We start from the raw sequence: 11670 nt of genomic DNA on the forward strand, positions 1-11670 counted from the left end.
TACTGTATTAAAAAGCAGAATATAGAAAAACACATCATCTGACTTTCACCGGAACGCGCTTCCGCGAGACAATTCCCCGTTCCACTTTCCGGCGTTCCAACTTCACCGGTTCGCTTGTAAAATCGGGAACATTGTACGAGTAGACCAGACGGTCGTAATACTCCCACGGATTTTCCTGAGGAAGCAGGAAAGGCTTGCCCACCACCCCATTCTCATCCATACTTGCCAGATACAGACGGTATAAAGCCCATCTCCCCTGCGGCTGCTGAACACAAACCATCGGGAGTTGCTGCTCCAGTTATGGAAACTTTCCGTATCATCGCTGTTCACCTCCTTTATGGGACGTATACCGCCATCCTTCAAATCCAACAGCCATAAATCGGCTTCTTTATGCCAGATTGAGAAGTTACCGTAATCGGACAAAGTGAACATGATATACTCGCCATCGTACGAAGGCTCGGGAATGAGATGCTTTTCTTCATAGCTGCCGCATTGACCAGCGTATCTATCTTTTCGCCAAATGTCCCGTCTTCCGGATTGAAATCTATACTACACAAGCTATAACGTATTTCCTTATATCCCACCGGTATCGGCTTGGCCTCCGCAGCACAGAAATACAGTTTGCGTCCGTCCGGTGAAAATACGGGAAAAGTCTCGAAGACTTCCTTCTTCTGAAGCAGGGGAGACAGCAGAAGTTCGTGTGTCTCGGGATGATAGACCAGTACATCCGATTCCAAGTCGAACACTTCCACACGCTCATCCTTCACCGCATGGAAAGACTGGCGCGTATTGTTGACGGAATAGGCAATATATTTGCCGCTTGGATGCCAATAAGGGTATACCCCCGCCGAGAGAGTGGAATCCGTTTTCGTATCCAGCATTTCGCGCTTCCCGTCTATCTGCATCAAGGTTCCTCCGTTCTTTCCACGGATATGCAGGCTCAGATGGTCCGGATTTGTTTTATTGAAAGCATGACAATTCAGGCACATGCCCGGCACCATGGTATTCTCCAGCAAGGGACGCTCCTCGAACGAAGAAAGGTCGCGCTCATAAATGCCCATCTTGCTATAAACTTCATATCCGGGAGCCAGCTTGCGGTATACCACCCCATAATCTATAGGATACGGACTGACATACATGGGAAAAGAGCGGTACTGTTTCCACTCGCCGTCTTTCCGGATACATACCGTAAACAGAAGGCTATCCCCCTTGTTCTCCTCCAAAAGCTCTTGCCATGCATCTTGCGGAAATGATACTATTTTATCATTTACATGCATCTCTCCGGACTTTCCTCCAGTTACGGTCACATCCACACGTTCGTACGCTCCGCCAATACAATTGAAATTCATGGGAGCAATGGTTGCAGGAATAGTCACGCCGATATAATCGGGATAGATATCCGGCCATTCATCCACCTTTTCCGGGGAAGTCACCGGCTTGCCGCAAGCGGCAAGCCAGCATGCCGCCAATATGCAAAGTACTAACTTCTTCATATTTTCCATCTCACTTTTTCAATAACAAATAGTTCCAGTATGTATAGCCAAAACGCGACCGCAACAGTTGCCGTGCATCCGGCTGTGTCATATAGATCTTTGCAAAATCCGATACATCCTGCATCACACGAGGAGAGATGTCCCAAGGCATCCCTTTGAAATTCTTGTGACTTTGTGTCCACATAAATACCAGCGCTTCCTGATAGCTGCGGGGAATGTGGTCGTAACCGGCATGCCTGCCCAAAGGATAATACTTCATGAACCGTTCCATATCGCGCTGCAACATGACGTAGGCCAGCATATACTCAAAAGCCATCCGGTTCCGATGGTTATGCTGGAAGAGCAGCCCCAGCATCATGTCCGTTTCACGGTCGCTGTACAGGAAATCTTCCGTATATCGTATCTGCCTCAGCCACCCCCATTCTTTATGGGCATTGATTTTTTCCTCATTATACAGATAAGTCATGGCATCCTCCGCCCAATCCTTGTAGAAGGTGGTCTTTCTCAACGCCCGCAGGTATTTGGCGGCCACTTCATACTGCCCGTTAATCAAATTGGTTTCGGCCAGACGCTTGAAGCACCGCCCGCTTTTACGGAAATTCGGTATGGCTTCCATCGCCTCAAAGGCAAAACGCTGCGCCGTATTAATCATTCCCAGATGGTAATATGCCTCACTGGCGGGCAACGGGGAAGTAAAATCACGCTGGAACTCCGGCAGCAGTCCTTCTGTCCCGTTCTGGTAAAACTCGAACATGCGGTCGCCCATCTGTCCCGTCTTTCCCAAGGCCAGATTCAGACAGGTCACGCCGAAGGGGGAAGCCGGTGACTTCTTTTCCGCTTTTCCTATAACCTCCTGCCATTGCTTGTTACGTACCAACCGATCATACTCCATCGCCTCCTCCTTATCCATATCGCAAGCGGCAGATATATAGGAATAGCCAAGCGCCACCACGGCTACGCCCTGCAGAAGTCCATAAAAGGCTCGCCTCTTCTGCAACCGGGGCAACACAGCCAACAAGAACGGAAGAACCATCAGCAAGACGGCAACTCCCACTTCCATCCAAGGCAAGACGGTAGGAAAGCGATAATATCCGACGCCGCCCATGAGCCGGTAAAGAGGATACTGCACCCACAAGCTTGCCAGCAGCGGACATCCGATACCCCACAGCCCTACACCCCAGCACACACCGACACCTCCCCAGAAGTTCCGGTGACGAAGGTTCTGCTGAAACTCGCGCACAATCACCCACCCCATAAAGATGAAATGCACCGGACCTGCCGCCCAATAGAGCAACGGAAGTGCAACCAATACATACACAGCTCGCTTCCACGGTCCTTTCAAATCAATATAGGAGCAGGCGGCAAACAACGCCAACAGCACGGCCACCGGAAACGAGAGCATTGCATTCTCATCTCCCATGAAGCCCCACAACAAGACAACAGGCAGAAAACTCAACGGATAATACACATCATCCGCACCCTGCTCCTTTGCCAGTTTCCACGTCAACCGCTGCAACAGCACGTACAGAAAAGCCAAAATACAAGCTCCTGCCCACACATGATAATAGAACTGTGTCAGATACTCAGCGATATAATCGGCCAACCCACCGGGAACCGCTATCCGTTCCCACCAGTAGTCGGCATCGAACAAGAAAAGCTGGAACTGCTCCTGATAGGAAAGATGGGCCGGATATACGCTTCCCCAAAAGAGAAGCACCGCTACGCCGAAAAGTATCGACAGCCCTATCTTCCAAGTCTTTTTCAGAAATAAGAACATTTACAATTTTACTATTTACAATTTACTATTTACAATTTGCACTCTCTGTATGTCTTGTCATTTGAATTCCTCAGCCTTCAGTTGCCGGTTTATCCGCTTGATGGAAGAAGCATCAAAAGGAACGGGAGTGGCCGACAAATCGGGGATATTGTAGGATTTCAATGTCAAATCGTCTTTTTCAGGGTCGGACTGGGGTAGCACAAAAGGCTTATGCGCCTTCCCGTCGGCATCCAGATAGGCAAAATAAACCCGCCCGTACTGCCCGTCACCCCGCTTGCTGGCAAAGGCAAACCAACGGCTGCCTGACGACCAACTGTGATAAGTGTCCGAACGGTTGGAGTTGACCATTGGCAGGGAGTCGATGGCACCCGTCTGCAAATCCATCAGCTGCAATTCCGTCTCCCGGTGCCAAATGGGGAATGTTCCATAATCAGCAACGGTATAGAGCAGGTAGCGGCCGTCCGGTGAAGCTTTCGGATGACACACGGAGCCTTTCTCCAGCCGGGCATTCCAAAGGTATCCACGCGGTCGCCCCATGTGCCGTGATTGGCATCGAACGCAATGCGGCAAAGCGAATAGCGTAATTGCCGTATGCTGTCCGGCAATGGAACAGTCGGAGCCGAGCAGTAATATATCCATTTCCCGTCGGCAGAGAAAGTGGGAAAAGTCTCCAATACGGTGGAATCCGCCGTAAGCGGAGACAGAATCATCCGGTTCCCGTCAAAATCGGCGACAGCCAAATCGGAGACGGTATCGTAAACTTCCAGACGGCGGTTGCCTTCCGTATGGAACATGGGAATAATCACATTAGACGAGAAGACACCATACCGCCCGTCCGGATGGAAATCCCCGTAGACAGCCGCAGATATCATCTGTCCATTCTTCAAGGCAAGCTTACGGAGCTTGCCGTCACGGTTCAGGACAGTCCCCCCTCCCTCGCCCCGAAGATGGAACATCGAAAGGTTGCCACTATTTCCTCCATGCACATGACAGTTCATGCATTTGCCCTCTGTCTGACTGTTATCCGCCAAAATACGCTCTTCGAAATTCTCAATGCAACGTTCACGTATCTGCAAGGCATTCCATACCTCATAACCGGGCTCTATCAGACGGTAACTGACATAGGCGTCGAGCTTGTCCGCCACCACCTGCCATGCAAAGGAAGGATAGCGCAACCAGCGACCGTCGGTACGGGCAATGACAGCCACTTCCAAAGTATGTCCCTTCTCCGCTTCCAGCAATGCACGCCAGGCTTTCAAGGGGAACACCGCCTTGTTCCCGCTCGCGTTTATCTCCAAGCTGTCCGATGCTCCCTTTACACTTACGCACACCGCGTCCACCCCTTCATTCCGCACAAGGAAATTCAAAGGAGCCACATTGCAGGGAATGGTTACATCCTGATATTCCGGATAGAGCACCAGTAACCGGTCTGCAGGCTGTACAGACTCCGGACGGGGGCTGCAAGCATATAGCAGCAGCACAGCAACAGCCCCACAACAACTTGTACACATTTCATATCTCTGTTCATCATAAATCACTTCCCCTTTTTCATCGTAGCATAGTGGAAATAAAACCAATATGTTTTTCCGTATTTGGCTTGCAAAGGAGCACCATTACCATCGTTTGCCTCGTACAGTCGGGTATATTCACTGAATTCATTCAAGACTTGAGGCGGAATATTCCATTTTTCCACTTCATCCAACGAAGCCTTTTTCCCGGCAAGATAGATAAGCAAACCTTCGGCATACAATCTGGAAGGAAACTTCTTTGCAGCAAACTCCCGATAATCTCCGGCAAAAGCCCCGATATCCTTATTCAGCAAATCAAAGCAGAGAAGGTAATCGCATGCCAACACATTATCAGGATTGTTGCGCAACAAATGACGAAGTGAAAGCGGAATGTCGGCAGAAGAACGTAAAGTATCCGTTGCGGGCAACAACAACCGCTTCCGTTCCAGCCATTGACAGACTTCGGCCGTCTGCCTGCCGGGAATACGCCGCTCTGCCCAATCACGGTAACACATTGTCTTTTGCAGGAGACGAAGATATTTCATGGCCGCCGCCTCATCACCGTTCACCAGGTTGATTTCCGCCAAACGCTTGACAGCTCTTGCCCCGGTGTGGCGCGGAGAGAAAATCATTCCCAGAATGGCGGCATGTTCAGCCATCGTCATATCTCCCAACGCAAACCAGACTTCATTGGCCGCATAAATAGTGAGGTAGGTAGAATGGGGAGCCACAGGCAGAAACAACCCTTGAGAAGCCGGTTGATACCCATCCATCAGCCGGTCCGGAAGCCGGTTCTGCTGTGCATTCAGCAAATTATAATAATAGGCAGTGAACGGAGAACGGTATTCACCCTCCGCCAACAGCTTCCGTACTTTCTCCGAACGACCGAAATACATTTCCGAATCCAACGCCAAAAGATATTCCCGCCCTAAATCGGGCATATTGTACCATCGTGACGACCAATCGCCGCAGCCAAACAGCCAATAGCCGGACAATACCGCCAATATGCTTACCGGTAAACCCGACTTCCACGAACGTCGCATGCAGCTACGACACAACAACAAGACACCTCCGATACCGGTTAAAGCGATTGTGCCGGAAAGCGGATAACTCAATCCGCATTGCCTTCCTGCCTCCCAAGCCACCGCCAACACCGTAGGAACCCAAGCCCAACGTCCCATATACGGAACCAACAAACGAAATACCACCACTCCCCAAAGCAACAGCACGACAGCCATTATGGCCGGGCCACCCCCTTCGTAATAAAAGAATTGAGTGAGGAAATCTCCTGACAGACGTGCCAGAGCCGCCGGATGCCGCAGGTACCCGGCCAATGGTTCGGTGGCAAGCAGAAAGAGCTGTGTCTGCTCCCTATGGAACAGATGATAGGGCAGCATCCGGAAGAAAAAGAGGAACAGCGCCAAAGCACCGACTCCTGCCGCCCCCCATTCAATGTATTTCCTTTTGCAGGCTTTCATCCAACTGTCTCTGTTGTTCTTCCGTCAAGGAGCCACGCAACATCTTCTGCATGAACGTTCCCAACGTATTGTTTCCTTGCTCTTTCAGGAAAAGAAAGTTCGTTTCCTGCTCCTGCGTTATCAGGCTATCGCGCATCTGTATCAGATGCAGTGAATCTTTTCCGGTGGCATTCCGCAATCCGTTCCGGATAAAGCGATAGGACACCTGCTTCTTTTCCCGTGCTTCCTTCCAGTTCTGCAAAGCATCATTTTGTGGAGTACCCGTTACCGAGCCGGCAGAGTCGGCCCTCACATGTATGGTACCCGGCTCCGTCACCACCAACAGTTCCTGAATGTAGATACGCAACAGATGCCGCAGGCGTAACACCCTCATCTCCTCCCCTTGTCCGGAGAAGGAGAAAGAAGCATTGGTTATCTTTACAGAATCCACCCGTCCCGGTGCGTTCTCCATCGGCACGAGGTATATCCATTCCCCGTCGTATTTCACCGACGGCAATGTCCCTTCAATCATATAATTCTGTCCGGGATTTCCGCAACCTGCCCAAAGCAGGCAACTGATACAGAAAAGCAAGATACGTGTTTTCATCCTTATACATTAGAATTTCAACAAAGGTAGGCGTTTACCAACTGTTGGCCTAATACTCAATTAACCAAAGATAATATTTTAATCAGAGATTTTCTTCATCGCCATACACTCCATTTCCACCAGCCACCCCGGACGGCAGACGGGAGCCAGCGTAATGACTTTCGGAATATCGGGAAAACGCTCGTCAAACATCTCTTTCACTACAGCATAATCCGCCATATCACGCAGATAGACAATGATATGCCCCACATCTCCAAAGCCGCAATCAGCCTCCTTCAGCAGAGCCTCCACATTCTCCCACATCCGTTCTGTCTGACGACGTACATCTCCGGCATACATCACTTCCCCACGGTTGTTGATACTCGCCGTACCGGAAATGAGCACTTGCCGGCGGTCGTCGTAATCCACCGCCGTTCCCCGCTCAAAGCTGACCCCATACTCATAAGTGGGATTCAAGTGTGTGCGGGCATAGAGATATTTGATTTGTCCGGGCTTTAATCCCGCTATGGCAAAGGCATCGAGCATCACCAGTGCCTTGGGGTCGGCATGACGCCCGCCGATACCGGTACTGGCAATATAGTGCGTATGCTCCGTCAGGTTCTGGGTGACGAATACCTCATTGCGTGCCTTCACCACACCGGCATAATTGCAATCCACATTCTGTACAAATATCCAGGTACGCAGACAGTTGCCGGCCAGGGTACACCCTTCTTCCATCAGTTGCATGGCATAGTCGTTGAGCAAAAGACGCATCTGGTATTCGGAATTGGCGGCACGGTTGAAGCTGCCTCCCATCCAGAGCTGGCGATAAGCGCCGTGTGTCACTTCATACAGTCCGTTCGGCAAGACCTTGGTCTGCACATCGGTCTGCAGATAGGCCCACAAAGCAATCTTGGTGCCGTCCAGCGGAGGCTGTTCCACTACAGACAGCGCGCAATCGGAACTTTCCGCCGTAGCGGCAAGCAGCAGTTCCGCCTGGTTGGCGGCATCACTCAGGAAGAACCTTTTGAAGACGGCCACGGCACCGGGCAGCTCGCTTTTCAGCAAAGCGGCATACGCATCCAACACGACATTCATCTGTTCACGATAGGTCTGTTTCGGGTCAGTGGCATGTATCATCACATGGTATTCCGTCACTCCGCCGGTCACAACAAATGCAGCCACTTCCGCCCTGCCTGAAGGATAAGAATATGATGTGTATTTCATATCATTAACAAGAGATTGTTTCAATCGCAAAGATAAGTTTTTTATCCGACAAGGAGTAGTGAAAATCGCAACTTTCGCTTGTTTTGTTCTTATAAAAAAGTTACTTTTATAGAAATCTATAAAATATACAGTTATTATGAGCGAAAATATTTATCCCATCGGCATCTACAACCTGAATTAATAGGAATCCACGTCAATCCATAATGAGACTATAAACCGGCTTTCTCTTCCTTCACCCCTTCACCTTTCACATTATTTCCTTATCATTCAACCTTTCCGGTGAAACATCTTTTTTCCTTCTCACCACCTCATATACATTGCCGTACTTCGTATGCCGGCGTTTCAGTCCCGCCCGCAGCAGCACCGAGCCAAACTGCATGGGATTGCCGCCACGCATCAGGGCGGGATGCGCCTTTTGCAGTTCGCCGTAGATGTCGGCGGCAGTCAGGTCGAGGCTCTTCTCTGCCGGAAACGGGGCACGGAACAAGCTGTGTACCGCCTCCTCGGCAAGGCTGACACGATAAAAAGCCTCGTTGTGCGCTTGCAGTTCCGCTTCCTCCTGCTTGGTGAACCAGCTGCGCCGCCCGGCAAGGAGTTCCGCCTTCAGCTGGGCGAAAATCCGGTCGTGCTCTATGCCGGTGCAGTCGATGCAGTGCTTCACCTCTATGCAGAGGAAGCGCCGGCTTCCCGTAGGGTCGGTCAGCAGGTCGAAGCGGTTGCTGGTACCGATGAAGGAGGCGATGCGGGGCAGTTGTCGGAAATTCTGCTGGTAGGCCTTGCGGACGTTGAGCACCGACATCTGCATCAGGTTTTTCAGCAGCGGCATCTTGCTTTCGGCATACTTGTCGAACTCGTCCATATTGAGCAGCCCCATTTCCGCCAGCATCCTCTCAGCTTGTCCCTGCGAGGTCAGTTTCAGGTTGTCGGTGTAGTAACGCGCCAGCACGTCGGGCATCAGCGAGCGGCAAAAGCTGGATTTCCGCCGTCCCTGCTCGCGGCTGACAAGGATGGGCGCCACACTGTTGGCATGCAACCCCGGCATGCCCATCCATTGCGAGGCAAGCCCCAGCATCCAGGTATGGAATCCCCGCACCCAGTGGGGCCGGGAAGAGACACGGCAGGCAAGCGCAGTCAGCCGGTCCTTGCCGTCCCAGTCGGGCAATTCGTCCATATAGAGCAGGAAGATGGTAGGCAGGAATAAAGGTGGAATAGACGTATCGGTTCAGATCCTTGTCCCAGCAAGGAATGCCTTCAGCATGAGCTTCGATGCAGAAAGTGTTCAGTTCGCGCTTGCCCACGGGGGTGAAGGCGGCAGAGCGTTGTCCGGCGGGGCGGAACTCGGTTTCGTCCGTCAGCAGGTTGTAGCGGAAGTCGTAACGTGAAGTAAGGAACTCCTCTATGCTGTTGCTCAGTGTTGCCACGGCGCTTGCAGCTTTTGTGCCAAGGCGGTTTCCCTCTTTCCGGTCCTCTTCCTTCCGCTCCTCCCGGTTTCGGTCGGTCGTTTCTTTTTGTGCGTGTTTCAGCCTTTCAGAAAAGGCAATCAGTTGTCCCGCTTCCCTCAAGAGCAGGTGTTGCTGCAAAGTCATCAGTTTTTTCCTCATAAATATTTCTGTTTAAATGATTGTTTGCCAAAGTTACTGCCTGCCGGGAGCGTTTTGCAAATGATTTTCCGATTTTTCTTCCAAAATCGTACCTGCCGACAAACATATATCTTTATGCTGCAGAACCCTTTATTTTCCGTACATTTGCATGGTTTTCCGTAAGTGAACGACCCGGGTCGTCCAATCGGCTGACCAAGGTCGTTCAATCGAACGGCCCGGGTTATCCGTTCGACCGACCGGGGTCGTTCACTTACGAGAAAGTACTTCCGAGGGAAGAAACAAATACGTTGAACGCACTAAAACCTATTGATATGGCAATACTATATGACTGGTACGAGAATCCGGGCACCAATGAGGAAGACCCGGAAGAGAGAGGTCTCCATCCCCGCCCGTTGCTCAACGGGAAAGTAACCATGCGGCAGCTTTACAACCGCGTGCATGCCCGCAGCTCGCTCACCGTGGGCGATGTGATGAACGCGATAGACTGCCTGACGCAAATCTGCGGCGAAGAGCTGCGCGACGGCCACGAGGTGCACATCGAAGGGCTGGGCTACTTCGCCCCCACCCTGGAAGCCACACAGAGAGTGACCCGCAGCACCCCGAACAAGCACCTGAAACTCCGGCTGAAGAGCATCAGCTTCCGCCCCGACGTCAGGCTGAAACAGGCCATGGCAGGAGTCAGTGCCATCCGCAGCAAATACACCCGCCACTCCCTGAAGCTTTCGGAAGTGGAGATAGACATGAAGCTGAAAGAATACTTTGCCGACCACGAGGTGCTGATTCGCAGCGACTTCCAGGAGCTGTGCGGCATGGCGCGCACCACGGCAAACGTCCACCTGAAACGGTTGCAGCAAGAGGGCAAGCTGAAAAATGTGGGGAAACCCACGCAACCCATCTACCGACCGCGCCGGGGTACTACGGGGTGTCGCGCGATGCAAAGACGGGGCGATGAGGGTGGAAAACGGTTTCACCGGGAAAGCCGATGAACAAGAGAATGGGAGAAGGAGGTGAAGGAAGTGCAAGGATAAAAAGGAACATTTTGCACCCGGAAATCAGAGGGAATGCAAAGAGGAATGTGGATTGCATCCGGAAACACAATAGCGAATGACAGTGAAAAGGCGAATCTCACGACCCGCCTTTTCCTGATTTAACCATTAAACAATTGTACTATTCGGCTAATGCATTTACAATTATCCGATGTTACGGGCGACTAATGAGGTCGGGGGTAACGACAACTGCTTTGAGTTGAAATTCTACATCTTACTTAATTAAAGAAGATTCTTGGAAAAAATGATGGAAATATCCACACCATTACTGGAAACAGAGAACGTCATACCGTCCGATAAACGACTCTTAGTACCATTAATATCCAAATAGATATAATTTCCATTAGTAGTGCTTATCGTTTTAACAATGTATGTGCCGGGAAGAATATAAAAATAATGTGCACCACCAACATGGCCGGTATAATTAAACACACCATATTCTTTTCCCTTTCCATCAACCAGTATACCACCTCCATTGGCATCTACACCATATACCTTCATTGTAGCATAATAAGGTCTGGCATTAGGCTTATTATCATCTGTTCCTGGAGCTTGGATAATACTTTGCATTTCCGGAATGTTTCCCGTATATTTCAAATTCATGTATCCACCATTCACTCCATTCACGTAGAAAGTACTACCCTCCGTAAGATTTCCCCAATTGGACGATTGAACCACACAATTGTTGAAAGAAACAATACGATAAGTGCCAACAGCCATAAAATAGCAATAAGGAGCACCCACAGGCTCACGAGTTGTCAGCGTATATTGCTCTCCATTTTCATCACTGATAGTTATACTTGCAGCCACAGGAGCATTTACATTGTTTAAAGGAAACACAATCCGGTCATAACCGTGTGGAGTAGCAGGCACATCATTATCCAAAACATATGGTCCCAAGATATCTGCTTTAGCAAATAGAATACCACAAAGCAATAATGCCAAAAAAAGTACTCGTTTCATTATCAAAGTGTA

At 50.4% G+C, this 11670-nt stretch carries 7 protein-coding genes and 3 pseudogenes; 1 reads left to right on the top strand and 9 read right to left on the bottom strand.

Translation table 11 applies throughout. From position 1 onward, the window contains the following. Nucleotides 1-34: 34 nt before the first annotated feature. The 8 genes and pseudogenes from JCM16496_RS17030 to JCM16496_RS17060 all read right to left on the bottom strand — a co-directional run bounded on the left by JCM16496_RS17030 (nt 35) and on the right by JCM16496_RS17060 (nt 9649). Nucleotides 35-1493, bottom strand: a pseudogene (locus tag JCM16496_RS17030) (TolB family protein). Between the two features lie 10 nt (nt 1494-1503). Next, nucleotides 1504-3270, bottom strand: a complete 1767-nt coding sequence (locus tag JCM16496_RS17035) for a DUF6057 family protein (RefSeq protein ID WP_025835773.1) — start codon at nt 3268-3270, stop codon at nt 1504-1506. A 57-nt stretch (nt 3271-3327) separates the two neighbouring features. Beyond that, complete coding sequence (locus JCM16496_RS24245; RefSeq protein WP_244440466.1) at nt 3328-3654, bottom strand: hypothetical protein; 327 nt, start codon at nt 3652-3654, stop codon at nt 3328-3330. Then, nucleotides 3654-4781 (bottom strand): TolB-like translocation protein, encoded by a 1128-nt coding sequence (locus JCM16496_RS17040; RefSeq protein ID WP_244440467.1) that lies wholly within the window; start codon nt 4779-4781, stop codon nt 3654-3656. Before JCM16496_RS17040 ends, JCM16496_RS24245 begins: the two co-directional genes overlap by 1 nt. A 23-nt stretch (nt 4782-4804) precedes the next feature. Then, on the bottom strand, nt 4805-6256 hold the full coding sequence (locus JCM16496_RS17045) for a DUF6057 family protein (RefSeq protein WP_025835775.1): 1452 nt from the start codon (nt 6254-6256) through the stop codon (nt 4805-4807). Continuing rightward, entirely contained in the window at nt 6228-6842 is a 615-nt protein-coding gene (locus JCM16496_RS17050; RefSeq protein WP_025835777.1) for a DUF4369 domain-containing protein, read from the bottom strand. The genes JCM16496_RS17045 and JCM16496_RS17050 overlap by 29 nt, the downstream gene beginning before the upstream one ends. Before the next feature lie 78 nt (nt 6843-6920). Beyond that, nucleotides 6921-8048, bottom strand: a complete 1128-nt coding sequence (locus tag JCM16496_RS17055) for a Rid family hydrolase (protein WP_025835779.1) — start codon at nt 8046-8048, stop codon at nt 6921-6923. Between the two features lie 247 nt (nt 8049-8295). Then, nucleotides 8296-9649, bottom strand: a pseudogene (locus JCM16496_RS17060) (VapE domain-containing protein). Nucleotides 9650-9960: 311 nt separating this feature from the next. On the opposite strand from JCM16496_RS17060, the pseudogene JCM16496_RS17065 reads away from it, so the two are divergent. Beyond that, a pseudogene (locus tag JCM16496_RS17065) lies at nt 9961-10601 on the top strand (HU family DNA-binding protein). Nucleotides 10602-10917: 316 nt separating this feature from the next. On the opposite strand, the gene JCM16496_RS17075 reads toward JCM16496_RS17065, so the two are convergent. Further along, the coding region (locus JCM16496_RS17075) for a hypothetical protein (RefSeq protein ID WP_244440469.1) at nt 10918-11670 on the bottom strand (753 nt) is incomplete at its 5' end.

The sequence above is a fragment of the Bacteroides rodentium JCM 16496 genome, from assembly GCF_000614125.1.
Lineage (GTDB): Bacteria > Bacteroidota > Bacteroidia > Bacteroidales > Bacteroidaceae > Bacteroides > Bacteroides rodentium.

Bases quoted from the DNA above. Each gene is read 5' to 3' on its own strand.
- JCM16496_RS17035 (WP_025835773.1), bottom strand. From the start codon at position 3,270: ATGTTCTTATTTCTGAAAAAGACTTGGAAGATAGGGCTGTCGATACTT.
- JCM16496_RS24245 (WP_244440466.1), bottom strand. From the start codon at position 3,654: ATGGATTTGCAGACGGGTGCCATCGACTCCCTGCCAATGGTCAACTCC.
- JCM16496_RS17040 (WP_244440467.1), bottom strand. From the start codon at position 4,781: ATGTGTACAAGTTGTTGTGGGGCTGTTGCTGTGCTGCTGCTATATGCT.
- JCM16496_RS17045 (WP_025835775.1), bottom strand. From the start codon at position 6,256: ATGAAAGCCTGCAAAAGGAAATACATTGAATGGGGGGCGGCAGGAGTC.
- JCM16496_RS17050 (WP_025835777.1), bottom strand. From the start codon at position 6,842: ATGAAAACACGTATCTTGCTTTTCTGTATCAGTTGCCTGCTTTGGGCA.
- JCM16496_RS17055 (WP_025835779.1), bottom strand. From the start codon at position 8,048: ATGAAATACACATCATATTCTTATCCTTCAGGCAGGGCGGAAGTGGCT.